Raw genomic sequence first — 26,155 nt, 5'->3', positions numbered from 1 at the left:
TGGGCGATGCCTCGCATCGCCAGGGCAATCCGACCTCTCCCCTCCGGGGAGAGGTGAAGACCAAGCCGAGCCGCGTGCTCGCCTCACGGATTCTGCGGGGTCAGCACCAGCGGGGGCTTCGGCCGGGGCTTTGCGGGCGGCGGGCCCGGGGCCGGCTTCACCTCGATGGCGGGCGGCAGCGGCGCGAGCTGCTGGCTCGCAAGCGGCGGGCTCGGCGCCGCGGGAGCCGCCTGCGGCGGCTTCGGCGTCGGCGCGGCCTTGGGCTCAACCTTGGGCTCGACCTTGGGCTTCGACGGGGCGCGGCGCGGATCCTGACCCGGCAGCGGCACATTGGCGGGCGCCTGCTCGGGCGCCGCATCCGGAGACACCAGCGTCGGCAGCGCCGCCGTCGCCGGCGGCGGTTCGCCGCGCTCGATGGCATCGAGCCGGCGCGTCTCGCGGTCGATCGTGCGTACCGCAAGCCACGAGGACAGCGGCGCAAGATCGATGGTGCGGCTAAGCTTGTCGGGAGGTCCCGCCGCGAACAGCTGGATCTCCGGCGGAGCGCCGGAGAGGCCGGTCATGATCGGCGTCAGGCTGGCACGGATGTCGGCCTGGTCGGCGGGGATGTCGTAGCCGCCCGAAACGATGGCGCGGGCGTTCTTGGCTTCCAGCGGCGTTGCGCCGACGCGTAAGCGACCGTCGCGGATCGTGAACGGGATCTGCGCCGAGGCCACCGTGATCGGTGCAGCGGCAAGCGCGGGCTCGACCAGCTGGCGCAAGCGGTTGTCGTCACTGATCTGGCCGCCGTCGCTGGCGCGGATCGCGATCTCGAAGGCGCGCGGATTGAGGCCGCTGATTTCCGCGGAGTCCAAGGTCACGGTGCCGTTGCCGGCGAGCGCGCCGGTGAGCGCCGCGATGCTGCGGCCCTGGCTGGTCAGCGCCATCTGCAGCGAGGCGCGCCCCTTCGGCAGCGCGAGATCGCGGTAGCGCAGCGTCGCGGCATCGACATTGCCGAGCTCGATGCGTGCGTTCAGCGCAAGTCCAGCCGGGCCATTGCGCGCATCGAAGCTTCCCGACATCTCACCGCCGCCGAGCCCGCCTTTCAGCGCGTCGAGGCCGAGCGACTGGCCGTCACTGCGGATCGTGCCGCCGAACGGGCGCAGCTCGATGCCGCCGGGCAACATCCCGCGCAATGCCTGGAAGGCGATCCGGCCGCGCCAGCCGGTGACGAGCCCTGCGCTCAGCGGCTCGCTTGTGTCGTGCCCGGCCGCGCCGATCGCCATCGCCAGCGCCGGCGCCAGATCGAGCGTATCGAGGCCGACCTCGCCGTCGACGCTCTTGTCCTGATCCAGCGTCACCGCCAGATGGCCGCGCAGATGCGAGCCGGCCGCGCTGCCGTCGAGATCCTCGAAACTCAGGCGATTGCCCCTCAGCGTGAGGCGCGAAGACAGATTGACGTTCTGCGCCGATTTGTCGGCCGGGCCGATCCCGAGCAGCGGCGCCAGATTGACGTTGCGCACGCGCAGATTGACGCTGGCCTTCGGCTCCGACAATTCGGCGCTGCCCTGCGCATCGGCGTCGAGCCCGCCACCGCTCAGCCTAGCGTTCAATTGCAGCGGCCGTTGCCAGGCGCCGCTGAGCTTGCCCTCGAACTGCGAAGCGCCCTCGCCTGCGGCCACCACGCGATCGAGCCCGAGCAGCGCCAGCAGCGCGCCGGCCTGCGGCGTCGAGACTTTCGAATCCAGCGTGAAGTCGCTGTTGCGCAGGCGGTCGAGGTCGATGCCGGCAATGGCGGCCGCCGGCGTCTGCGCGGCCAGCGTCGCGGTCGCCTTGAGCTGCGGCGCGTCGAGGTCGAGCACGGCGCGGGCATTGCTGCGATCGGCGTGCTCGGCGTTCTTGTCCAGGCTGAGATCGAGCTTGAGGCGCGTGGCGCCGGGCAGCGACGGAAGCGCATCGAGGCGCGCGCGCACCGCAGGCGCAAACGGCTCGATCAGTGCGGTGAGCTCGCGCAGCGAATTGGCGGAGGATTTCAGCGCGAGCCTGCCGGTGGTCTTGGCACGATCGAAGCTGCCGCTCGCCTCGGTGGTGACGCCGCCGGCCTGGCCGAAGCGCAATTGCTCCAGCGACAGCGCTGCGGGACCGTAGCCAAGCTTGGCCGCGAACGGCCGCAGCTCCTGGCCGGCGGAGATGGCGCGGCCGATATCGAGCGAGAGCTTTGCCTCTTCCGGCCACTCGCCTTGCGGGCCGGCTAGCGCGCGCACGAAGCTCGCGGCAGCATCGAGGTCGAGCCGGTCGGCCTTGAGCTCGGCGTCGATCCGCGAGCCCTTGCTCGCACCTGTCTGCACGAAGGCGATGCGGCCTTCGACCGCGCCGCCTTCGATGTCGGCCTTCAGCCTGTCGATGGCGAGATGGTTGGCGGCGATCGTGACGTCGCCGGCAAGGCGGAGCGGCCGCGTACTGCGGCGGTTGATCTCGCTGCGCCCCTGGAGCCAGGCCACCAGCGTGTCGGGATCGGAGGATTCGACGCTGAGACGGCCGCTGAAACTGTCCGCACCTGGCGCCGCACCGTTGAGCGAGAGCTGCGTCATGCCGGGCGCGCGCAGCTCCAGCCGTCGGAAAGTCCAGGACCGTCCGTCGGTCGCAAGCTCGGCGGTGATGTTCTGCAGCGGACGGCCGCCGAGCATGATCTGGTCGGAGTTGAACTCGATCTGCGCCGGGATCGGCGCTTGCGGAATGGCCGCAAGCCCCGCCCGCAGCGCCGGCAGGATGCGCAGCGGCTCGGCATCGTCCTTGGCCGCGAGCCTGTCGGCGTCGACCTGGCGCGCCGACAACACCGCGCGCAGCAGCGGCGAGGCGCCGAACCTGAGGTCGCCGACGCCGCCGAGCTTCAGCGCGGTGTCTTCGGAGCCGAAGCTCGCATCGATCTGCTCGAACTTGGCGCCGGCGGGATCCGCCTTGAGCTTGGTCGTGAGCTTCCAGGGCGTCGGCCCCGCCTCGCCCGCCTTCTTGGCCGCGGGCACGGCCAGCGTCAGCGCGCCGTCGAATTTCGGCAGGCGATTTTCGAAGGCGAGCACGCCCTCGAGATCGGCGAGGATGGCGCGCTCGCCGGGATCGATGTTGAGGTGGAGACGGGTGGCGTTGCCGTCGGCGCTCGGGCCGGACGAGACGCGGAACGGATAGCGCACCCCCTTGGCGATGAAACTGCCGTCGCCGCGCACCGAGCCCGCGAGCGAGCGGACGTCGCCGGAGAAGGCGATGTCGTTCAGCTCCAGCGTCGAGCGGCTGGCGGCATCGTGCAGGGCGAGGCGGCCGGTGAGATTGAGCCGCTCGATGGCGAGCGAGGCCAGATTGAAGGTGCCGCTCGCGGTGGACGGCAGATCGACGCGCCCGCGCGCATCGAGGCCGAGATCGACCGCCATGCCGCCCACCGACAGCTCGGTGGCGCGCCATTCGCCGCGCATCAGGGAGCCCAGGCTGAACTCGACATCGAGCTTGTCGGCGCGCAGGCGGCCGAGATCGTTGTTGCCCCCGAAGGTGACCTGGCGCAGCCGCAGCGTCGGCGCCGGCAGCAGCCGTGCGTCGAGCTCGCCCGCGACCCGCACCGGCACGCCGATGATCTTGCCGGCCTCCGCCTCGAACTGGGGCCTGAACTGGTTCCAGTCGACGTAGTAAGGCCCGATCAGCGCGGCCAGCAGCGCAATGATGAAGGCAATCGCCAATCCGAGCAGCGTCGTCTGCACGGGTCTCCCCTCGGCCAAACCGGCACCCGGACCAAACCTTGGCCCTGCAAACCCTTGGCCTTCGTGGACTTCAGGCGTGCCGGAACAGCCCCTTATATAGGGGGAAGTGTGGCGAAGTCACAGCGACTGTTGCGCGCGGAGGTTAACGGGGAAGACCCTTCATGGTGAGGAGGCGCGAAGCGCCGTTTCGAACCCGACTGTCGCCCGCGGCCATCCCTCGAGACGACCGCTTCGCGGTCTCCTCATGAGGAGCTGCGCCGGCGATGGCAGCTCCTACCAGCCAGCGCCTACCAGCTCGCCGGCAGCCGCTTGAGGCCGCGCAGCACGAAGGTCGGCCGCCATTCCGGGTTTTCGACATCGTCGATGCGCAGGTCCGGCAGCCGCCGCAGCAGCGTGGCAATGGCGATCTCGGCCTCGATGCGTGCCAACTGGGCCCCGAGGCAGAAATGGATGCCGCCGCCGAACGACAGCGGCTTCACGTTGGTCCGGGTGACGTCGAGCCGGTCCGGCCGATCAGGATAGACCGCCGGATCGCGGTTGGCCGAGCCGAGCAGGCACAGCACGGTCTCGCCCTTGGGAATCCTCTTGCCGCCGAGATCCTCGATCTCCTCCAGCGCAACGCGCCCGGTCATCTGCACCGAGGAATCGTAGCGCAGAAATTCCTCGATCGCGCCTTCCATCAGCTCGGGACGCGTCTTGAGCAGCGCAAGCTGGTCCGGATTGCGGTGGAGCGCGAGCAAGCCGTTGCCGATCAGGTTGACCGTGGTCTCGTGGCCGGCGCCGAACAACAGGATGATGTTGGCAGTCAGCTCCTCGTTGGTGAGCTTGTTGCCGTCCTCCTCGGCCTGCACCAGCTGGGTGATGAGATCGTCCCCGGGATTTTTGCGACGCAGCTCGAACAGCTGCTGGAAGTACATCTGCGCCATCAGGTTGCCCTCGTTGCCCTTCTTGATCTCCTCCGGAGTGAGGGGCACGGGATCAAGCAGCCGCCCGCCGTCGCGCGAGCTCTTGTAGAAGACCTCGCGATGGTCCTCGGGGATGCCGAGCATCTCGCAGATGATGGTGACGGGCAGGCGGAAGGCGAAATCCTCGATCAGGTCCATGTGGCCGCGGTCGATCACCGCGTCGATGGCCTGATCGACGATCTCCTGAATGCGGGGCCGCATGTCCTCGACGCGGCGCGCGGTGAACGCCTTGACGACGAGGCCGCGCAGGCGGGTGTGATCGGGCGGATCGGCCTGCAGCATCCAGTGGCTCATGCTGCGGAACACCGGCTCGTCCATGATCTTTTCGCTGTAGCGGCGCTTGGAGCGCTCGACGAAATCCTTGCCGAAGCGCTTGTCACGCATCACCAGGCTGACATCGGCATGGCGGCTGGCGACGAACTGGCCGAACGGCGTCACATGGATCGGATCGATGGTGCGCAGCCGCTCGTAATGCGGATAGGGATCGCGGATGAAATCCGGCGACAGCGGGTTGAACAGCGGTGCGCCGCCGGCGCCTTGCACGTGCTCGTTCATGGTGACCTCAAACCGGTTGCCGCATGACACGAATACGCCGAGCGCAGCCCCACTGCCCGGCGTAACCATCCCTTGAGCTTATAACTCGATACATTGTTGTATCGAGTTGCATTCTGCCCTACCCTCGTCCGATGTCAAGGGTGAGAACCAGGCCGACCAGGGACGATACGCGCGAGGCGCTGTTCGAGGCGGCCGCGCGCGTGTTCGAAGAGGACGGCATCGGCGGCGCCAGCATCGAGGCGATCGCCGCAGCCGCAGGCTTCACCCGCGGCGCATTCTATTCCAACTTCAAGAGCAAGGACGAGCTCATCATCGCCATGCTCGAAGACCATGTCGAGCAGTCGATCCGGCGAAACCTCGACATCCTCGCGCAGCACGACAATCTCGACGATTTCATCGCGGCGCTGAAGGCGATGGACCGCACGCGGCAGGACCCGCTCGGCCGTGCGCCGCTGCTGCACATGGAGATGATCCTGTTCGTCGCGCGCGCCGAGAAGCGCCGCCCCGAGCTCGCCAAACGCCTGCGCGCGCGGCGGAAGCTGGTCGCCGACATCATCGAGGCGACGCTGAAGAGCAACGGCAGGAACGACAAGCTTGACCCGTCCTGGATGGCCTCCGTCGTGCTCGCGCTCGAAGACGGCTTTCGCCTGCACCGGCTGATCGATCCCGAGACGACGCCCGCCGACAGCTTCTTGCGCGCGATCACCGATTTGCGGCGGAGGACGGGGCTGGCGTCGGACTGACGCGCGCAGCGGGTTGCGAGATTTGTCGCCGGATCGGACAAGGCATGCCCGCTTTGGGAAAGAACTTCCATCCGCTTTGCGTTACAAACGAGCCCAACCGTTCGAACCGAGAGTTTCGTCCTGCCTCGACTTCCCAGCGGCGCTGCCACGCCGACGTCCCTTCTGATTGCCCTGAAGGCGGTTGCCGGGCTTCCGCTACGGGCGCGCGCGAGCTTTGCCTGGGGCCAATGCGTTCGCGGCACTTACGCCCCGTCGCACCAGGCCAAGGAGATCACCAAATCCCGCAGCTTCACCAGGCCATCGCGGGTGCTGGCGCGCTTCTCGACGGAGGGTGGCCTCCCGAATGCGACGGACACCGGCTGGTGCTCGCTGCGTGGCTTCAGCTTCCGGCTCGGCAGTGAGGGGCAGCGCTCCGACATTTTCACTCAGAGCGCCCCGGTTCATTTCGCCAGGACGCTGGACCAGATGCTGGCTTTCCTTCAGGCCCGTATGCCGGAGCAGAACGGCAAGCCGGACATGGCGCGAGTCGAGGCGTTCTCCGCCGCCAATCCCGAAACACTGCGCCAGGCAAGTTACCTTGCCGCGCATCCGCCGCCCGCAAGCCTTGCGCGCACGACCTATTGGGGCGTGCACGTCTTTCCTGCGACCAACGCCACGGGCGAGACACGGTTCATCAAATTCAAAGTCGCGCCGGTCGGCGAAGCAGACGGGCCGACCGAGGACGCGGCCACGGCCAGATCCACCGCCTTTCTGCGCGGCGATCTCGAATCCCGGATCGCGGCACGCGATGTCAGGTTCAGCGTGATGGCGCTGCTCGGCCGTCCCGGCGACCCGGTCATGGACGTGACCATCCGTTGGCCGGATGAGGATGGGCACGAAGCGGTCCGCCTCGGAACGATCGTGATAACAGGCACCGAATGCAACGCGGCGTGCGACGAGTCCGCGTTCAATCCGGCCAATCTCGCCGAAGGAATAAGCCATCCGCCGGACGAGATGTATGCGGCGCGGCGCGCCGCCTACGCCATCACTCAGGCACAGCGTCGCTGAGCGGAAGGCGTCTCGAACCCGGACTACATTTCGCTGTCCGGCACGCCCTGCGCCTCGCGGCGCCACATTCCCGGGCTGATGCCGACCGCGGCGGAAAACACCCGGGTGAAGTGGCTTTGATTGGCGAACCCCGCCGAGATCGCAATCTCCGACAGCGACAGGTCGCGCACCGTCATCAATTGCTTGGCCGTCTCCACGCGCCGGCGCAGCAGCCATTGGTGCGGCGGCAGGCCGGTGGAGACGCGAAACGCGCGCGAAAAATGACTGACGGAGAGTTCGAACTCGGCTGCGATCTGCTGCAGTGAGAGCTTTCCGCGGAGATCGGACTCCAGCCTTTCGCAGGCCCGCTTGACCTGCCAGGGGGCAAGGCCGCCGCGCGCCTGCTCGGCAGCGCGCCGCAATCCGCCGTAGGTCGCCGCAACATGGGCGGTGAGCGCGAGCATCATGTGGTCGACGAAGAGCTGATTGGCCTCGTCGGGCTGGCGCAACGCCGCCAGGAACGAGGCACCGAGATGGCGGACCGTCATATCGTCATGGCCGACGCCGGGCTGGTAGGCGAGTTCACCGATCCGTGGCGCGCCGCCTTGCCTCGCCATGTCGTCCAACGCCGAACGGGGCAGATGGAAGAACAGAGAATGGAAAGGCTTGTCGATCACGTAACGCGGATCGCGTTTCAGATCGTATAGGTACGTGGCGCCGGCGCGGATATCGCTCTTGATCACGCAACGGCCGCGCTCCCAGCACTCGCAATCGGCGAAATCGCGAAATTTGAGGCTGACGAGATAGGCGTCCTCCGCGGGCATCGAATCGGACAGACGCGGTGTGGGGTGGTCATCGCGCGTTTCAGTGACAGCGAGCTCGGCGCTGCGCAGCGAACGCGTGACCAGCGTTGGCGGAGCATCCTTCAGATGCAGAAACCGTTCGACCTTCTGCGCGAAGGCACCCGTCTGTGTCATGGGAGTAGATCTCGTAAGGGGAGACTGGAGAGCGCAAGCGCAAGCGCCATCGCCAGATCGCGGCCTATTATCCGGCATCGGCACGCAACGGTCCAGATCGGCGCGTCAGAACGACACGTGTCCGTCCGCTCGCCACACCATCGTCACGAACTGCTTTTCGCGAGCATTTTCAAAGAACTTCGAGGCTTTTCCGCGGCCTCCGTTCAGCGCCTCGACAACCCGTCGCCCGCCCATCGTGCGTTTGTGAAAGCGCGCGCCGGCTTGGAGCAGGATCGGACAAAGCATCACCGCTTCAGGAAATACGCTGGGCTTTCGCAGCGCATAGAACACGCGCCGCCCCGTATAGATACGGACAACTGATCCAAAGCTGGAGTTGATCAGGAGGAGGCACGCAATGACCGGGAGCACTGCACTCATGCGCAATCCCTCGCACAAGCACTTGCCGGGCGCACAGCCGCACGACAGCTCGCCTTCCGAGCGACGCGCCGATACGGAGATGGCGCGCGTGCTCGGGACCGAACCCCTTCGCATCGCGTTGGAGCCCTCCGGCGCCGGGATCGCCCACTGGAAACATGATCCGTTGCACGACGTCGTCGAGCCCATGAGCCACCACGTGATCATGGCCTACAACGGCGTGATGCAGCGCATGGAGCGGCGGACGGGAAAATCGGTTGCGATCGGTACGTTTCGTCGCGGGGTCGTGATCATCATTCCGGAAGGATCAAGCTCTCGATGGGACATTCCGAAGCCGGTCGACGTGGTTCAACTATATCTTCCCGATGCAACGTTGAAGCGCGTCGCGCGCGAAGCCGGAATTGCGGCAACGGACGACCTGCTGGAACGGACGGCGCATCCTGACCCCATTACGTCCCGGCTGCTCCTCAGCGCGGCCGATACGCTCGGAGGCAATGAAGCCCTGGATACGCTGTTCCGGCATCAGCTGACCGATCTTCTGGCGACGCGCCTCTTGGTTGCGCACACGGGTTCGCCGACAACGCTGCAGCCGACGGTGGGTGGGCTTTCGCCAAAGGTCCTGCTCCGTGCGATCGAACGGTTGCGCTCGGACAGCGATGCGGACGTCTCCCTCGATGCGCTGGCTTCCGATGCCGGACTGTCGCGCTTTCACTTCTGCCGCGCCTTCAAGGAAAGCACCGGGCTCTCCCCGCACGCTTGGCTGCGCCAACACCGGCTCGAGCAGGCCATGAACATGCTGCGCGACAGCGACGAAACGGTCGTCTCGATCGCCGCGGCGCTGGGTTATTCCTCGCAGACAGCGTTCGCAGCCGCCTTCCGGAAGCTGACCGGCGAGAGCCCGAGCGACTGGCGCAGGCGCCAGCGTTAACAGCAATCGCGCTGCAACCACGGCAATCGCTCTGGCGCAGCGGCAGGTTCGATCCGCTAGACCATCAGCATGTCCAGACCAATCGACGGGAGATCGAAGATGACCTGGAAGACGTTCATTGGCCGGCGGGTGATCGCATCGCGCCGCCGAGGCCTTGCAACCGCAACCCTGTACGGACTCTCGCTGGCCGTGCGCTTCACGTCGGCGACGGGCGAGGAGATCGAGATTCCACCGCACGCCATGCACCCGACCTCCCCGCTGGTGTCCATCATGGCCCGGGATAGCATCGGCCTTCCCTATCAGGACTGGGGCCCGAGGACGGCTCAGCCGGTCGTTGTTCGCCAGGGTTGGTTTCGCCAAGACGGACCATCGAGTTCGCCGCTGTCGCGCTGTGTAGCGCCTTAACAGCGGCGCTTCGCTTCACCTCTTCGTGCCGTCACCGACGCTGCCTCGAGCGGGGCAGCGACGGCTCGCGCGCGAACTATCGAAACGCAGAAGATCAAGGAGAAAACCCATGCGACTGGTCATCATTGGCGCCGGCTTCGCCGGCATGTACGCCGCCCTATCCGCCGCCCGCCTGCGCGAGATCCAGGGCGTCTCACCAGAGGCGCTCGAGATCGCGCTGGTTGCCCCCGAGCCGAGGCTCGTGGTTCGCCCGCGGCTCTATGAACCGAAACCGGAGACCTTGACGGCGCCCCTGCTGAAGGTGCTCGAGGCCATCGACGTCAGCTATGTGCAAGGCATTGCCGAGACGGTCGACACCAAATCCAGCACAGTGAAGATCGCCACGGCGAAGGACACGAAAAAGACGCTGTCTTACGACCGGCTCGTCGTGACCACCGGCAGCCGGCTGTTCCGTCCGAACATACCGGGTCTTGCCGAGCACGGCTTCAGCGTCGATTCGCTGGACGATGCGATCGCGCTCGACAGGCACCTGCATGGCCTCGCCAAGCGGCCGGCGACGAACGGGCGCAACACGGTCGTCGTCGCCGGCGGCGGCTTCACCGGTATCGAGGCGGCGACCGAAATGCCGGCGCGGCTTCGCGACATCCTCGGCACCAATGCGAGGACTCGCGTCATCATCGTCGAACGCAACGATGCGATCGCACCCGACATGGGCGCAGGCCCCCGCCCGGTGATCGAGGATGCCTTGCGCAAGGTCGGCGTGGAGACACGGATCGGCGCCGGTGTCACCTCGCTCGATAAATCCGGCGTCACCCTGTCGAGCGGCGAGCACATCGAAACCGAGACCGTGATCTGGGCTGCGGGCATTCGCGCCGCGCCGCTGACGACGCAGATTCCCGCCGAGCGCGACAGTTTCGGCCGGTTGCTGGTCGACCGCTGCCTGCAGGTGACAGGCGTTCCGGGCGTCTTCGCGGCCGGCGATGCGGCACGTGCAGCCTGCGACGACGAGGGCAATTACGCGCTGATGTCGTGCCAGCACGCCACGCGGATGGGTGCTTTCGCCGGCAACAATGCCGCGGCCGAACTGCTCGGCCTCGCGACCAGGCCTTACCACCAGAAAACCTACGTCACCTGCCTCGACCTCGGCGAAGCCGGCGCGCTGTTCACGCGCGGCTGGGAGCGCAAGGTCGAGATGGTCGGCGACATCGCCAAGAAGACGAAGCGGGAGATCAACACGGTCTGGATCTATCCGCCGCGCGCCGAGCGCGCCGCCGCGCTCGCATCGGCCGATCCGGAACGCGTGACCGATCTCTAGACGCCCGCCGCAGTCCTTCAAAGAACCACAGCATGAAGCAAGCCAACAGAGCAGACTTCAAGATGAATCAGATGACCTCTAACGCTCAGAAGGAGACGAACATGAACCTGCACGACGCCACACACCGCCGCGAACCGGGGCCCCAAGAGCTGGTTCCGTCGCGCTACGCGCTGAAGATCGGCGAGATCGACGTGCTGGTGATCAGCGATGGAGTGCTGATGCTGCCGGGCGCGATGCTGGCCCATAACGCAGACCCGGCTATCCGCGCTGCGTGGCTGAAGAACATGTTCCTGCCTCCGGACGCTTTTGATTGGGCGCTGAACGTGGTCGTGGTGCGCAGCGGCGACCAGACGATCCTCGTCGACGCGGGTCTCGGATCCGACCCGGACTTGCACCTGCCGCGGGCCGGGCAATTGAGCAACCGACTGGACGCTGCCGGCATCGATCTTGAAGCCGTGACCGACGTGGTGCTGACGCACATGCACATGGACCACATTGGCGGACTGCTCGTCGACGAGGTGAAGGAACGGCTGCGTCCGGACCTGCGTATCCACCTGGCAGCTGCCGAGGTCGAATTCTGGAAGGCGCCCGATTTCTCTCGCGTCTCGATGCCGCCGGGGTTCCCGGATGCGCTTCGGGCGACCGCCAAGCGGTTTGCGAAAGAATATCACAACCAGCTGCGTACTTTCGAGGATGAGCGCGAGGTGGCGCCGGGAGTGGTGGTCACGCGCACCGGTGGTCACACCCCCGGGCACAGCGTGGTTCGCCTGGCATCCGGCGGCGATCGGCTGACATTCGCGGGCGATGCCGTGTTCACTGTCGGGTTCGACCACCCCGACTGGCACAACGGCTTCGAGCACGATCCCGAGGAGGCGGCCCGTGTCCGGATCCGCCTCCTGCGGGAGTTGGCAGCGAACGGAGAGCTCCTCGTCGCCACCCACATGCCGTTCCCGTCCATCGGAAGGGTGGCGGTCGACGGCGACCACTTTCGCTGGGTGCCAGCCTTCTGGGATTACTGACCGCTCGTTGGGTTGGAGCCGAACCGGGGTGCGTATTCGCCGCATGAGCGGGTTCGCGCCCTGTGTTCGACGCTGCCTCTAAGCCGACCGCCGCACCGACTCGCGTCCCGCCCCTGCGACGTCAAGCCTCCCCAGCATCGCCTTCGCCTGCTCGGCGCAGTGCTCGATCAGCCAGCGCTCGAACGCAACGGGGGGAAGCGCGGGGGCGTAGAGGAAGCCCTGGACGACGTCGCAGCCGAGTTCGGCCAGCGTCCTGCGCTGGCCCTCGGTCTCGACGCCCTCGGCGACCACGCTCATGCCGAGGCCCTGGCCGACGCGCACCACCGCGGTGGCGATCGCGAGCGCGCCGGGGTCCTTCTCGATGTCGCGCATGAAGCTGCGGTCGATCTTCAATTCGCGGACCGGCAGATGGGCGAGCCGGCTGAGGCTGGAATAGCCGGTGCCGAAATCGTCGACCGAAAGCCCGACGCCGAGCGCGCGGATCGCGTTCATGGTCTCGAGCGCGGCGACGCTGTCCTGCATGAACGCGCCCTCGGTGATCTCCAGCATCAAGGCGTCCGCCGGCAGGTCGTATTCGGCGAGGACGTCCTTCAGCCGCGCGGCCAGGGTGACGTTGCGGAAATTGATCGGCGACAGATTGACCGAGACGCTGGGGATATTGAGCCCGGCGCGGCGCCAGCTCGCCATCTGCCGGCAGGCCTCGCGCACCGACCACAGGCCGATCTGCTCGACCAGGCCACACTCCTCGGCAAGCGGGATGAACTTTGCCGGCGAGACGTCTCCGAGCTCGGCATCGTGCCAGCGCGCCAGCGCCTCGACGCCGTGGATGGCGCCGTCGCAGCTGCGGATCTGCGGCTGGTAGCTGAGGCTCAACGCTCCTTCCGCGATGGCGCGGCGCAGCGCCGCGATCAGCGCCAGGCGCTGCTCGGTGAGCCCGTTCATCTCGGCGCTGAAGATGCGATAGGTCGAGCGTCCCGCCTGCTTGGCCATGTACATGGCGGCATCGGCCTGCTGCATCAGCGTGTCGATGTCGGTCGCATGATCAGGATAGAGGCTGATGCCGATGCTGACCGACATCTGCATCAGCTTCGATCCGAGCCGCAAAGGTGCGGCCAGCGCTTCGGTGATCCCGGCCGCGACGCGCTCGGCACTCTCGGCGTTGCGCTGCGGCAGCAGGATGACGAATTCGTCGCCGCCGAGCCGTCCCAACATGTCCTCCGGGCCGATCTGCTCGCGCAGGCGCTGGGCGAGCTGGACCAGCAGCTCGTCGCCGGCGGCATGACCCAGCGTGTCGTTGACGTCCTTGAAGTGATCGACGTCGAGGAACGCCAGCGCGATATGGCTGCCGGTCGGGCAGGCATCGATCGCCGTGGTGATCAGGTGCCGCAGTTGCGCACGGTTCGGCAGGCCGGTGAGGATATCGTGATAGGCGAGCCGCGCGATCTCGGCGCGCGCCTCCTTGCGCTCGATCGCGAAGGCGCCGAGATTGACGCAGGCCTCCACGATGCGGCGGTGCCAGTTGCTCGGCGCGCGGGGCTCGCGATAGTAGAAGGCGAAGGTCGCGATGACGCGGCCGTCCTTGGCCTTGACCGGGGTCGACCAGCAGGCACGCAGGCCGATCGCGAGCGGCATCGCCTTGTAGGGCTGCCAACGCGGATCGGTCTCGAGGTCCGTCGCCAGCACCGGCTCGCCGTAGAAGGCCGCGGTGCCGCACGAACCGACATTGGGGCCGATCGCGATGCCGTCCAACGCGCGGGAATAATCTTCGGGCAGGCTGGGGCCACCGAGCGGGTGGATCAGGCCGGCAGCATCGACGTGAAGCAGCGAGCAGACGACATCGGGCGCGATCTCCTCGACGCGGCGGCACAGCCTGTCGGCAATGTCGGCAATCGGAACCTCGTCCGCGAGCGAGCTCATGATGAGCTGCTGCAGCGAGCGCAGCTGCTTGGTCTCGGTGATGTCCTCGATCAGCGCGAAGATGTGTTTGACCCGCCCCTTCTTGTCGCGGAAAGCGTCGATCCTGGCGCAAACCCAGATCTCCTCGCCGTTCTTGTCGTAGGCCAGCACTTCGGCTTCGCCGCGGTGGCCGCCATGCATCAGGCGTTTGACGAGCTTCTCGACCGCCCTGCGGTCGGTGTGGCAGCCGGCGATGAGCTCGCCTGCGCGGCGGCCTTCGGCCTCAAGGCTGGTGTAGCCGAACAGCGTCGTGAAGGCCGAGTTGACGTAGACGATGTTCTGCTCGGTATCGGTGATGATCACCGCCCGGTTGGTCTGATCGGAGACGGCGTGAAGCAGTCCGATCCTGACGCGACGGTCGGCTTCCGCGGTGACGTCGCGTGCGAACACGACGCGATGGATCATCCCGCCGGCTGCAATGGACGACAACGAGATGGCCGCCCGGATCCGGCTGCCGTCGCAACGTGTGAGGCTGATCTCATCACGGAACTCCGCTGTCGGATCGGCCTGGAGACACTTCAGGGCGAGAATTGCCGCATCGCGGCCGAGCACGTCGGTGCGCGCGAGTTTCCAGATCCGCTCGGCACCGGCATTGAAATGCGTGATGCGACCTGCGCCGTCGAGGATGACGATGCCATCGTCGGCGCGTTCCAGTGCAGCCAGCAGCACGTCCGGATTTTCTGTCGTAGGACTATCGGAGGCAGACATCGGTTGACCCGGGAGCACGGGAAGAAGCGGCAATCGGCCAGAGGCTAACGCCCCGATGGTGTCCAAGACGTTTTTGCAACCGCCCCGGCAATTGCCAAGCCGCGACATGCTTAACATTCGGCGAAGGACGCGAAGGTAATTCGGTATGCCCGAACCTTACGCGGAGGTTCGGCTCCGGAGCTTGTGCAGCCGGCCGGCGACGGCCCGCACCTTGCGCGGCGACGCCTGCCAGATCGAGAGCGCCGACAATCCGCTCACGATCATCGCGATGGCGAAGGCGAGCGTGTAGTCTCCGGCGCGATCGTAGAGCAGGCCGGTCAGCCACGGTCCGGCCGCACCGCCGGCCAGCGCCGCCAGCATGATCGTGCCGAAGATGCTGCCCTGGTGCTTGCCCTGGAAGATCTCGAACACCACCGCGCCCATGATCGAGGTGAGGCCGTAGCCGAGCGCGCCTTGCGCGAACACCATGACATAGACGAGCCAGAGCGAGGGTCGATATTTCAAGGCGATCAGCGCCGCGAAGCAGATCACGAAGCCTGTGCAACTGATCGCCCAGACCCATTCCCGTCCGATGCGGTCGGAGACATGGCCCAGCACGATCTGGCCGGGAATGCCGAGCAGGCTGACGATGCCGAGCGCCCACACCGCGACAGACGGGCTGAAGCCGATGTCGAGCAGGAACTTCGTCTGATGCACCTGCACCGCGTACCAGATGTACAGGCCGGAGAAATAGCCGAGTGCAATCCACCAGAAGCGCGCGGTCGCCACGGCGCGTTTCAGCGTCCAGTCGGTATTGACCCAAACGGGATCGACGACGTTGGAGACCGGTTGGGCGTCACCCGCAGCCGGGGCCGCATCGCCATCCGGCTCCAAGCCAATGTCCTGCGGGCGCTTGTGCAGCAGCAGGTTGATCGGCGCCAGCACGATCAGGATGAGCAGACCCATCGCGGTGCAGGCGGTGCGCCAGCCGGTCTCTTCGATCATGTGCTGCACCCAGGGCAGCAGCGTCACCGAGCCGATGCCGACGCCGGCGAAAGCGATGCCGATGGCGAAGCCGCGCTTGCGGATGAACCAGTTCGGCAGGAACAGCGACTGGCCGGAATAGCCGAGACAGACCGAGCCGGCACCGACCATGACACCGATGGTGACATAGAGATGCCAGGGCGCGCTGGTCAGCGGCGCAAGCAGCAATCCGCCCGCCATCAACACCACACCGAGCTCCATCACCGAGCGCGGGCCGGCGCGGTCCATCAGCCGGCCGATCAGCGGGCTGACCACACCCGACACCACGAAGCCGAACGAGAAGGCGCCGGCGGTGACGCCGCGCTCCCAGCCGAACTCGGAGATGATGGGCGGAAAGAACAGCGAAAAGGCGGTGCGCGCGTTGACGCCGATGGCCATGGTCACGAAGGTCACGGCGACCACGACCCAGCCATAGAAGAACGGAAGCCGCATGTTGTGTGCTTGTTTCATCCCTAGATGGTTCTACCGAACATCCGGGGCCGTCCGGGTCAAGCGCTTTTCGCGCATGCCCGTCGCACGGCAGCACAATCACATTTGGAGCCGGCTTCCCTACGGCGATCCTTCGAGACGCCCGCCTAAGGCGGGCTCCTCGGGATGAGGACAGAGTATGTGTCAGCAGTTCAGCGAGCACGGTGGCTGCTCAGCCCCATCCCGAGGAGACCGCCACCGGGTCCGCGCAAAGCGCGGCCCGATGACAGGCTCCGCAGTCGTCTCGAAGGACGAGGCGCGCGCTCAGGCGGCGTCGCGCCGTGACCGTTTGACGGGAGCGTCGAATAGGATCCGCTCGATCGGCTGCGGGCGGCCGAACAGATAGCCTTGTGCGAAATTGACGCCGAGCGCCTTCAGCCGCTCGAACTCCTCGCGCGTCTCGACGCCCTCGGCCGTGACCGACATGTCCAGCCCGCGCGCCAGCGTCACGATCGAAGAGATGATGGCGGAGCTGCGCGGCTGATGCGTAAGGTTTCGGATGAACGACTTATCGATCTTGATCTTGTCGAACGGGAACGCGGTCAGATAGCTGAGCGACGAATAGCCGGTGCCGAAATCGTCGAGCGCGAGCTCGACGCCGAGTTGCTTCAGCCGCTGCATGAAGGCGTGGTTCTCGCCGCCGCGCTCCAGCAGCACGGATTCCGTGATCTCGATCTCCAGCCGCTGCGGCGGCAGGCCGGAATCGGCGAGCGCCGCGCAGATCACCTCGAACAGATCAGCCTCCTTGAACTGGATCGGCGACAGGTTGACGGCGACCGTCAGGTCGGAGGGCCAGCCGGCCGCATCCGCACAGGCACGCCGCAGCACGAATTCGCCGAGCGGCACGATCAGCCCGGTTTCCTCCGCAAGCAGGATGAACTGGTCCGGCGGAATCAGGCCGCGCGTCGGATGCCGCCAACGCACCAAGGCCTCGAAGCCGCGCCGCGCGCCGCTGAGGGCGTCGACAAACGGCTGATAATGCACCTCCAGCTGGCACCGCGCGATGGCGTCGCGCAGATCCCCCTCCAGCGTGTTGCGGGCCTCCAGCTCGGCCGACATCGCCTCGTCGTAGATGGTGAAGCAGTTGCGGCCAGCCGATTTCGAGCGATAAAGCGCAAGGTCCGCCTTCTTGAGGAGCTGCTCCTGATCGCTGCCGTGATCCGGCGCGATGGCGATGCCGATGCTGGTGCCGATCTCGACGCGGTGACCGGGCAGGAGGAACGGTTCGGTCAACAGCTTGGCGATCCGCGCTGCCAGCTCGGTGGAGCAGGCGCGCTGGTCCGCACCGGCTTCCTGGATGATGGCAAACTCGTCGCCGCCGAGCCGCGCCAGCACGTCGGTGGCGCGCACGGCGGATTTCAGCCGTTGCGCCACCTGGCGCAGCAGCGCATCGCCGGCGCCGTGACCGAGGGAGTCGTTCACGTTCTTGAAGCGGTCGAGATCGAGCATCAGGATGGAGAACGGCAGCCCACGCACGTCCAGCTGGGTGTTCATCTCGTCGAGCCGGGTGAGGAAGAAGGCGCGGTTCGGCAATCCGGTCAGGGTATCGGTCTGGGCGAGCTCGAGCACGCGCCGGTTGGCAAGTGACAGCCGCCGCGAATTGCGGCTCGCGAGCATGAGATAGGTTGCCAGCGACAGCGTCAGCAGCATGCCGACGATCAGCACCGCGCCAGCGCGATCATACGTCGTCTCCAGCGGACCGCCGGCGGTGGGAACCGCCCGCACCTGCCAATCGGTATCGCCGATCTTGAGGCTGCCCGACCAATGCAGCGCCCGCGCGACGTCCCGCATCGACTTGGGCGCCGTCGCCGCCGACGAATAGTCCGGCAGCATCTGCTCCAGGCTGACGATCTGCGCCGAGAAGGGGGGATAAACGTTCACGCTGACCGCAGGGCTTGCACCGGTCGTCACACGAATGGCCTGAATCAGCAGCGGCATGTCGAAGATGCCGACGACGAAGCCCGCGAGATTGCGACGCCGATCGGCGACCGTCTCGCGTGACGTTCCCTTGGCGTAGACGGGAATGGCAACGAGGACATCGGGCAGCCGGCTGCCCTCCCTCGGCTCGAAAAGGTACGTGCGAATCGCTGCGACCTTGTCGTTGTCGCGCGCGCGCTCCAGCGCCGCGTGACGCTCCGGAACGGTGGCGTAATCCATGCCATAGACCGACGACGTCTTCGGCTGCGTCGAGTAGAACACCGGAAAATATTCGTCGCTCTGCGGCGCAGTTGCGAAGCTCTCGCCCTGGAGCGACTTGATGCGATAGCCGGACACGCCGTCCGCGATCGCCGCGGCCTCGTAATCGGAGCGCTCCTTGCGATTGACGCGCGGCAGCCAGGCGATGCGCAGCATACCCGGGTGGCGCTCGAACAGGCGGGCGCTGAAGGTCTCGAACTCGCTGCGGGTGACCTCGTCGTTGGTCGATTCGAACAAGGTGCGCAGCGCGACGAGCCGCGAGATGTATTCGCCCATGCCGTTCTGCATGACGATCGCTTCGGTCTCGGCCGCGTTCTCGAACTCGATCCTGTTGACGCGATCTTCCCACCGCGCCACCGCGGCAGCGCCCACGACCGAGAACAGAAGACCGACGCCGACCGCCACGAGCGCAGGACGATAGAGCCCGAGCAGCGGCGCGGCACGCCACCATCCGCTCATACGCCTCCGATCCCGGTCATCCTGATCGCGATCGCCCATCTTGAACTGCAAGTCCCCCATTACGCGATGACTCGAACTTGTGGTTGAGTGACCGGCGCGACTATCGGACCAGGATCGCGGTTAAGAACTGAACAATTTCGGAACCCGGTGGCGCCGCATTGCGCGGCTTAGTTAACGATTGCCCTGCAAATTACTGGAGTCTGGAGATAAGTTGCCGGTTTTCCCCGAAGTCTTACGGAGCCTCCGCACGGCACGGAGTTAGCGTCCTGTTCAGCCTGGCGGACTTATCGTTTTTCCCGACACGTGCAGCCCCCGGCAACCATTCCCATGACACGATCGCGGTCGGCGACATATCTTGCCTTGTCCATGGCTTTGCTGGCCGCAGCGATGCTTCCGGCGAAGGCCGACGAGGCCGGCGTCAGCGAGGACGCGATCCTGTTCGGCCAGGCCGCTGCGCTGGAAGGCCCCTCCTCCGCGCTCGGACAGCGCATGCGGCAAGGCATCGTCGCCGCCTTCACCGAGATCAACGCCAAGGGCGGCGTTTACGGCCGCAAGCTCCAGCTCATCAGCCGCGATGACGGCTACGACCCCGATCGTTCGGTGGCGCAGACGCTGCGCCTGATCGAGGACGACAAGGTGTTCGCACTGATCGGCGCGGTGGGCACGCCGACCGCGATCGCGACCATTCCCATCACCAGCGCCAGGAACGTTCCCTTCATCGGCCCGTTCAGCGGCGCCGAGTTCCTGCGCGACCTCGAGCTGCCAAACGTCGTCAACATCCGCGCGAGCTATGGTGCGGAAGCCGAAGCGTGGATCAAGCACCTCACGGAGGATCGCCACTTCACCCGCATCGGCATCTTCTACCAGGACGATTCCTTCGGCCGCGACGGCCTGGTCGGCGTGAAGCGCGCGCTCGCCAAGCGCGGCCTCGAGCTTGCCGCCGAAGGCACGTTCGAGCGCAACACCCGCGCGGTCAAGGCCGCCTGGCGAATGATCAGGCGCGCCGAACCCGAAGCCGTCGTGATGGTCGGGACCTATGGTCCCTGCGCAGAGTTCATCAAGCTCGCGCACAGCAATGGCTTCTATCCGACCTTCGTCAACATCTCCTTCGTCGGCGCCAATGCGCTTGCCAGGGAGCTCGGCCCCGAGGGCGAAGGCGTCATCGTCTCGCAGGTCGTGCCGTTTCCATGGGACCGCTCGCTCAAGCTCGTCGCCGACTACCAGGCGGCGCAGAAGGCGTTCGATCCGACATTGACGCCCGACTTCGTCTCGCTGGAAGGCTATCTCTCCGGACGCCTCGCGGCGGCCGCGCTGGAGAAGGCCGGGCCGCAACCGACCCGCGCGAGCCTGCTCCGCGCGATCAACGATGTCGGCCGCTTCGACATCAGCGGCAGCACCGTCACCATCGGCATGCGCACGCTCGACACGCCGCCGGAGGTGTTCCTGACGGTGATCCAGAAGGACGGGACGTTCAAGGCGGTGGACCGGCTATAGGGCTGTTCAGGGCCGCCGCGTCCAGCGGTCGGCGTTGACCGCGCCCGGCGGCACCTCGCCTTTGACGATCGCTTCGACCTGCCGCACGGTTTCCAGCGACTGATATTCGATCGCCTGCGGCGTCAGCCCGCCGACATGCGGGGTGGCGATGACGTTCGGCAGTTTCGCCAGCTCGGGCGTCGGCATCTGGTCTGGCGCGCGGCCGACGTCCATCGCGGCGCCAGCGATGCGATGCTCCAGCAACGCCCGCGCGAGCGCCGGCTCGTCGACGAGATTGCCGCGCGAGAGATTGACGAAGAACGCATGTTTCTGCATGCGCGCCAGCGCGGCCTCGCCGATCAGGTTCTCGGTCTGCTCGTTGGCGATGGCAAGGCAGACGACGTAGTCCGAAGCGGCAAGCAGCTCGTCGAGACCGACCTGCCGGATCGCCGCGTCGCTGACATCAGCGTAGGGGTCGGAGACCAGTACTTCCATGCGCAGCAATTTTGCGACCTCGGCGAGATAACGCCCGATGCTGCCATAGCCGATGATGCCGATCCTGCTGCCGGCGAGCTGCCGGCCCATCCGCGCCTCCGCCTTGCGGCCGGCCTGGTACTCCGCCGTGCTGCGCGAGATGCCGCGGGAGAGATCGACCATGAAGCCGAGTGCGAGCTCGGCGACGGCCTGAACGAAGCCGGGGCCGGCGCGGGTCACCAGCACGCCGGCTTCCGAAGCCGCGTCCACATCGACGTTGCGGATATCGACGGCGCAGCGGACGAAGGCCCGCAGACGCGGCAATTGCGCAAAGATCTCACCGCGGCCTTCGGTCATGCGATCGGCGACGATGATGTCGGCTTCTTGCGCAGCGCGCACGAGGCCAGCGGCATCGAGCGGGTCGTCCCCCTCGTGCAGGATCACCTCTGCGGTCGCGCGCAGGCCGCTCAGGCTGCGATCGCCGTAATAGTTGCGCCGCATCTCCGGTGTGTGCGCGAGCAGGACCTTCACGACGAGCTCCTTCAATAGCCGAACGCGCGCGGCAACGCCGTGCTCAGCCACGGCACGAAGGCGATGACGAGCAGGCAGGCGAACAGAAGGCCGAGATAGCCCAGGATCGGCTTGACCGTCTGCTCGATCGGCACGTTGCCGATCAGGCAGGCACCGTAGAGCCCGAGCCCGAGCGGCGGCGCGAACAGGCCGATGCCCATCGCGATGACGAGAACGACGCCGAAATGCAAGGGATCGACGCCGAGCTGCACCGCGACCGGCAGCAGCAGCGGCCCGAAGATGATCAGCGCAGCCGCGCCCTCCAGCACCGAGCCCATCACGATCAGCACGGCGATGGCAAGCAGGATGAAGAGCCAGACGCCGGAGGTCTTGGAGAGCCCCAGCATGAAATCGCCGACCGCATGCGGCACCTGCTGCAGGGTCAGCGTGAACGCCAGCGATTGCGCGGCGGCGACGATGAACAGCACGAGGCCCGCGCGCGTCGCCGCCTGCACGAAACTGTGCGCGGCCGATCTGAAACCGAGTTCGCGGAACACCACGCTGCCGACGACGAGCGCATAGGCCACCGCGAAGGCCGAGATCTCGGTCGCCGTGGCAAAGCCGCTCTTGAAGCCGAAGAAGATCATGAAGATCAGGCCGAACGAGGCGATCGCGCCGCTCCACAGGCCCGACACCGGCATCTGCGGCTCGACCTCCTCGACCCGCGCCGGCCGCTTGCCGAAGATGATGGACACCGCGATCAGGACCAGCGCCATCAGCGCCGACGGCAGCAGGCCGGCGACGAACAGGCCGCCGATCGACAGATTGGCGACAAAGCCCAGAATGATCAGGTTGATGCAGGGCGGGATCGTCTCCGCCATCACCGCCGACGCCGCGAGCAGCGCCACCGCGCCGCCCGGATTTTGCCTGGAACGGCGCGCGGCCGGGATCAGCACAGAGCCGACCGCCGCAACGTCCGCCATCTTCGAGCCCGAGATGCCGGAGAACAGCACCATCGACGCCACCATCACGACGTTCAGCCCGCCGCGCATGCGGCCCACCGCGCGCTGCAACAGCTCGATCAGCCGCACCGACATGCCGTTGGCTTCCATGAGGTAGCCGACGAGGATGAAGAAGGGGATGGCCAGCAGCACGAAATTGTCGATGCCGCGCGCCATCTGCTGGGCGAAGATGACGCCGGGCAGCGCGCCCTCGACCCAGATGAAAATCAGCGCAGCGAGCGCCAGCGCAAAACCGATCGGCAAGCCGCCGAACAGGGTTACGAAGAAGCCGATCAGCATCAAGGTGCCCGCCGACGGCGCCGAGGACAGCGATAGATAGTCCCAGGCAAGATAGAGGCCGGTCGCGACGACGATCGCAGCGAGCCCCCGAACGATGTCGGGCAGCGGCCGTGCGCAGAGATGATCGATCGCGAACACCGTCATGAACAGCGCGCCGACGCCCATGGGGTAGAAGGTCAACTCCAGTGGCAGGCCCGAGCCGGTGGTCTGCCCGGCCGTGAGCGAACCCAGCTTGATCGCGTTATAGGCGACGTAGCCGGAGATCAGCACGATCAACAGCGCACTGGCGGCATCGACCAGCGCGCGCAGCCGCACCGGCAAGAGATCGCGGAAGAAGGAGACACCGACATTCTCGCCGCGCGCCAGCGCGCTCGCCGCGCCGAAGAAGGCCGAGCCGACCATCAGCCCGCGCGCGACGTCGTCGGACCACTCCACCGGCGCGTTGAAGAAGAATCGCAGCAGCACGGAGACGCAGACCACCACGAGATCGGCGGCGAGCAGAATGGCCGCGATCGCGTCGCTGAGCCGAAGCAGCAGGACGATGCTGCCGTGGCGGCCGCCCGCGACGGGCACGGCGGCGGTCATCACCATCTCGGACCTGGCCATCAGGCTTGCGTGGCGCGGACGATGTCGATGACGGCCTTGGATTCGGGCCGCGCCTTGATGAAGTTCTCGGTCTGCGGCGCGACGCGCTTCTTGAACGCCTCGCGGTCGCATTCGGCCACGGTCACGCCCTTCTCGGCCAAGGCCGAAAGCGCCTCCTTCTCGACCGCAAGACCATGGGCGCGGGTGTCGACTGCTGCCTTCCTGGCGGCATCGAGGAAACCCTCACGCAGCTTCGGGTCCATGCGGTTGTAGGTCATGTCGCTGAAATAGATCGCGAGCGGCGAGAAATTGTGCTGCGTCAGCGCGTAGAATTTTGCGGTCTCGAAGAACTTGCTGGCGAGGATCGTCGGCGGATCGTGCTCGAGGCCATCGAGCACGCCGGCCTGCAAGGCCGTGTAGATCTCGCCGAACGCCAGCGGTGTCGCGGCGGCACCCATCAGCCGCAGGCATTCCGTGATGACGGGGTTTGGTAGCGTCCTGATCTTGAGGCCGGCGAGATCTTCCGGCGTCTTCACCGGCTTCTTCGCCAGCACGCTGCGCGAGCCGAAATTATAGGCCCAGGCGATGATGCGGATGTTGCCGCCCTTGAGCAGCGCGTCCTCGATCGGCTTGGCGGCGCCGGCGTCGAACGCCTTGGTCTGCTGCGGGAAGCTCGAGAACAGGAAGCCGAGATCGAAGGTGCCGACCAGCGGCACCAGATTGGCCGAGATCGACGAGCCCGACACCATGAGGTCGATGACGCCGAGCTTGACGGAGTTGATGACGTCGATCTCCTGACCGAGCTGGTTGTCGGGAAAGAAAGCAACCTCGATCTGCTCGCCGAGGCCGTTCGCCTTCAGGCTCTTGACCAGATTGTCATAGTAGACGCGGCCGTTGGCATATTTCGGATCGTTCGGCAGCGAGGAGGAGCATTTCAGCTTCAACGTCGCTGCTTCGGCACGGCCGATGATGGCGGGGGAGAGCACGAGACCGGCGGTGACCGCCGCCGATGACTTGATGAACGCGCGACGGTTCACGGGCACGATGGTCATGGTGCGGTCTCTCCCACATTACTTTTTTGTTCGCCGCGGTCGTTGCCACAGCCTGTTGTGCGGACTGTATGGCCAAAGCGACGGCACAGGCAAGCACGGCGCCGGCCGTCACGAGACGGCGCGAGACGCCTGCCCGCAATCCGCGCGCAGAGCAAAACGACGACGAATCCCGGGGATTCCTTGCGGTCATCGGCCTGCGGCCCGCTCTGCGAAAGGCATCCTTTCGCGAGGACATGGCATCAATCCAATTGGAGCATGGATCAATGCGCGATTCACATGGATGAGCTTGGAACGATGCTGGTCCGCTCCGGCAGATACCTTGCCGCGGCCAAGCGTGATCCCGCGCACAGACGGACTCATGGCGGGCCCCTAGAAAAAGTGACATCATCGCGCGCATTGCCGATGGAGGTGACACCATGCGCCGTCCAGTCCTTTCCAGTTTGCTGCTTGCGTCCGGCATTCTTGCTCTCACACAACTGACGATGCCGACCGACGCCGCGGCCGAAGCGCGGCTCGCGCTGGTGATCGGCCAATCCGCCTATCGCACCGTGCCCGAGCTGCCCAACGCGGCCAATGACGCCAAGGGCATGACGGAGCTGCTGGGCAATGCCGGCTTCACCGTCACCACCGCGGCCAATCTGGCGCAGAACGAGATGCGCGCCGCGATCTCGGATTTCGCCGGCAAGGTCAGTGCCAGCGGCGCCGACACCGTCGCGCTGGTGTTCTATGCCGGCCATGGCCTGCAGATCGACGGCGAGAACTACCTCGTTCCGGTCGATCTCGATCCCAAGCGCGAGGCCGACATTCCGCTTCAGGGCGTGCGGCTGAACGACCTGCTCAACACGCTCGGCGCGCTGCCGACGCGGGCGCGCATCTTCATGCTCGATGCCTGCCGCAACAATCCGTTCCCGGCGCTGAGCGGCGCCGGCCGTGGGCTTGCGATCGTCGATACCAAGGCCGGCGCGCCCGGCTCCTTCATCTCCTATTCGACCTCCCCCGGCGCCGAGGCCGAGGACGGCAGCGGCATCGACAGCCCCTACACCACGGCCGCACTGACCATCGCCAAGCAGCCCAATCTGCCGATCGAGGAGGTGTTCAAGCGCATCCGCGTCGCCGTCGCGCAATCGACCGACGGCCGGCAGATCCCGTGGGAGAGCTCGTCGCTGACGACCGACTTCAGGTTCTTCGGCGAGAGCAGCGCCAGCATACCCGCCCTTCCGGCCGCGAACGCGATGGCACTCGCCAGCGGCACCCGCAGCGTCGAGGACTGGCGCAAGACCCTACTGGGCAAGCCGGCCACGGTCGCCTATGAGCTCGTGATCACCGAGGACACGGTGGAGGCGTATCAGGCCTATATCGAGCTGTACGCCCAAGACACCCGCACGCCGCGTCTGCGCACCGTAATGGAACGACGGCGCCAGATGCTGGCCTGGGAGCGCGCCACCGCGATCAACACCCGCGCTTCGTTCCAGGCATATCTCGCCAATTGGGACAACAGCGATCTGGCCGCGACCGCGCGCCGATTGCTGCTGCGGGTGCAGAACCGCAACTATGGTCAGCCGGTCGCGGCCGCCCCCGCCCCGGTCGCCGTCGCAATGGGTCCGACCTGTCCATGCACGACGCCGCAGGCACCGGCGACGCCGGTCACTCCGAACGTCGCGCCCATCATCAAGAAGCGGGTCGACGACACGCCGCCCAAGCGCAAGGTGGCCGAGACGCCGCCGAAGCGCCGCCCGCCGCCGGAGGAAGTGGTCTACGAGCGCGCGCCGACCCCCGGCGCCGTGATGCAGGGCATCGGCATCGGTATCGGGATTGGCATGGGAATGGGCGGCCGCGGCGGTGGCGACAATTATCGCGGCGACTACCGCAGGTACTGAGCCG

At 66.5% G+C, this 26,155-nt stretch carries 18 protein-coding genes; 8 read left to right on the top strand and 10 right to left on the bottom strand.

Translation table 11 applies throughout. The features are described 5' to 3' along the window. Positions 1-83 precede the first annotated feature (83 nt). Together P6U31_RS10330 and P6U31_RS10325 are read right to left on the bottom strand one after the other, a co-directional pair. On the bottom strand, positions 84-3,722 hold the full coding sequence (locus P6U31_RS10330) for an AsmA-like C-terminal region-containing protein (RefSeq protein WP_407188109.1): 3,639 nt from the start codon (positions 3,720-3,722) through the stop codon (positions 84-86). A 287-nt stretch (positions 3,723-4,009) separates the two neighbouring features. Next, the gene (locus tag P6U31_RS10325) at positions 4,010-5,242 is read right to left on the bottom strand and encodes a cytochrome P450 (RefSeq protein ID WP_407188108.1); all 1,233 of its coding nucleotides are present in this window, start codon (positions 5,240-5,242) and stop codon (positions 4,010-4,012) included. 131 nt (positions 5,243-5,373) lie between these two features. Between P6U31_RS10325 and P6U31_RS10320 the strand changes: the two genes are divergently transcribed. Then, positions 5,374-5,985: a TetR/AcrR family transcriptional regulator gene (locus tag P6U31_RS10320; protein WP_407188106.1), complete on the top strand. Its 612-nt coding sequence runs from the start codon at positions 5,374-5,376 to the stop codon at positions 5,983-5,985. Positions 5,986-6,054: 69 nt separating this feature from the next. Beyond that, a complete protein-coding gene (locus P6U31_RS10315) occupies positions 6,055-7,032 on the top strand; it encodes a catalase (protein WP_407189812.1) in 978 nt (325 codons plus the stop codon). Positions 7,033-7,055: 23 nt separating this feature from the next. Here P6U31_RS10315 and P6U31_RS10310 read toward each other — a convergent pair whose 3' ends face one another. Together P6U31_RS10310 and P6U31_RS10305 are read right to left on the bottom strand one after the other, a co-directional pair. Continuing rightward, entirely contained in the window at positions 7,056-7,988 is a 933-nt protein-coding gene (locus P6U31_RS10310; RefSeq protein WP_407188104.1) for a helix-turn-helix domain-containing protein, read from the bottom strand. Between the two features lie 105 nt (positions 7,989-8,093). Then, positions 8,094-8,405, bottom strand: a complete 312-nt coding sequence (locus P6U31_RS10305) for a hypothetical protein (protein ID WP_407188102.1) — start codon at positions 8,403-8,405, stop codon at positions 8,094-8,096. On the opposite strand from P6U31_RS10305, the gene P6U31_RS10300 reads away from it, so the two are divergent. The 4 genes from P6U31_RS10300 (at position 8,383) to P6U31_RS10285 (ending at position 12,069) form a co-directional block, all read left to right on the top strand. Beyond that, entirely contained in the window at positions 8,383-9,330 is a 948-nt protein-coding gene (locus tag P6U31_RS10300) for a helix-turn-helix transcriptional regulator (protein WP_407188100.1), read from the top strand. The genes P6U31_RS10305 and P6U31_RS10300 overlap by 23 nt on opposite strands. A 99-nt stretch (positions 9,331-9,429) precedes the next feature. Continuing rightward, positions 9,430-9,735 (top strand): hypothetical protein, encoded by a 306-nt coding sequence (locus P6U31_RS10295; RefSeq protein ID WP_407188099.1) that lies wholly within the window; start codon positions 9,430-9,432, stop codon positions 9,733-9,735. 109 nt (positions 9,736-9,844) lie between these two features. Continuing rightward, positions 9,845-11,050 carry an NAD(P)/FAD-dependent oxidoreductase gene (locus P6U31_RS10290; protein WP_407188097.1) on the top strand — a complete coding sequence of 402 codons (1,206 nt, stop codon included), beginning with the start codon at positions 9,845-9,847 and terminating at the stop codon, positions 11,048-11,050. Positions 11,051-11,112: 62 nt separating this feature from the next. Then, entirely contained in the window at positions 11,113-12,069 is a 957-nt protein-coding gene (locus P6U31_RS10285; RefSeq protein ID WP_407189811.1) for an MBL fold metallo-hydrolase, read from the top strand. A 78-nt stretch (positions 12,070-12,147) separates the two neighbouring features. Here the strand turns inward: P6U31_RS10285 and P6U31_RS10280 are convergent, their stop codons facing one another. The 3 genes from P6U31_RS10280 to P6U31_RS10270 form a co-directional block, all read right to left on the bottom strand. Then, positions 12,148-14,733: an EAL domain-containing protein gene (locus tag P6U31_RS10280; RefSeq protein ID WP_407188096.1), complete on the bottom strand. Its 2,586-nt coding sequence runs from the start codon at positions 14,731-14,733 to the stop codon at positions 12,148-12,150. 156 nt (positions 14,734-14,889) lie between these two features. Then, complete coding sequence (locus P6U31_RS10275) at positions 14,890-16,188, bottom strand: MFS transporter (RefSeq protein WP_407189810.1); 1,299 nt, start codon at positions 16,186-16,188, stop codon at positions 14,890-14,892. A gap of 300 nt (positions 16,189-16,488) precedes the next feature. Beyond that, complete coding sequence (locus P6U31_RS10270) at positions 16,489-18,879, bottom strand: EAL domain-containing protein (RefSeq protein WP_407188095.1); 2,391 nt, start codon at positions 18,877-18,879, stop codon at positions 16,489-16,491. A 327-nt stretch (positions 18,880-19,206) separates the two neighbouring features. Here P6U31_RS10270 and P6U31_RS10265 point away from each other — a divergent pair, with 327 nt between their 5' ends. Continuing rightward, on the top strand, positions 19,207-20,373 hold the full coding sequence (locus P6U31_RS10265) for an ABC transporter substrate-binding protein (protein WP_407188094.1): 1,167 nt from the start codon (positions 19,207-19,209) through the stop codon (positions 20,371-20,373). Between the two features lie 6 nt (positions 20,374-20,379). Here P6U31_RS10265 and P6U31_RS10260 read toward each other — a convergent pair whose 3' ends face one another. From P6U31_RS10260 to P6U31_RS10250, 3 genes are read right to left on the bottom strand one after another with little or no spacing between them, the layout of a single operon-like run. Then, a complete protein-coding gene (locus P6U31_RS10260) occupies positions 20,380-21,357 on the bottom strand; it encodes a hydroxyacid dehydrogenase (RefSeq protein WP_407188093.1) in 978 nt (325 codons plus the stop codon). A gap of 11 nt (positions 21,358-21,368) precedes the next feature. Beyond that, entirely contained in the window at positions 21,369-23,243 is a 1,875-nt protein-coding gene (locus tag P6U31_RS10255) for a TRAP transporter large permease subunit (protein WP_407188091.1), read from the bottom strand. Further along, entirely contained in the window at positions 23,243-24,274 is a 1,032-nt protein-coding gene (locus tag P6U31_RS10250) for a TRAP transporter substrate-binding protein (RefSeq protein WP_407188090.1), read from the bottom strand. The genes P6U31_RS10255 and P6U31_RS10250 overlap by 1 nt, the downstream gene beginning before the upstream one ends. A 416-nt stretch (positions 24,275-24,690) precedes the next feature. Here P6U31_RS10250 and P6U31_RS10245 point away from each other — a divergent pair, with 416 nt between their 5' ends. Further along, complete coding sequence (locus tag P6U31_RS10245) at positions 24,691-26,151, top strand: caspase domain-containing protein (RefSeq protein WP_407188089.1); 1,461 nt, start codon at positions 24,691-24,693, stop codon at positions 26,149-26,151. Positions 26,152-26,155 lie beyond the last annotated feature (4 nt).

Source organism: Bradyrhizobium centrosematis (assembly GCF_045571495.1).
Classification (GTDB): domain Bacteria; phylum Pseudomonadota; class Alphaproteobacteria; order Rhizobiales; family Xanthobacteraceae; genus Bradyrhizobium; species Bradyrhizobium centrosematis.
This window is presented reverse-complemented; position numbering and strand designations above follow the sequence as displayed.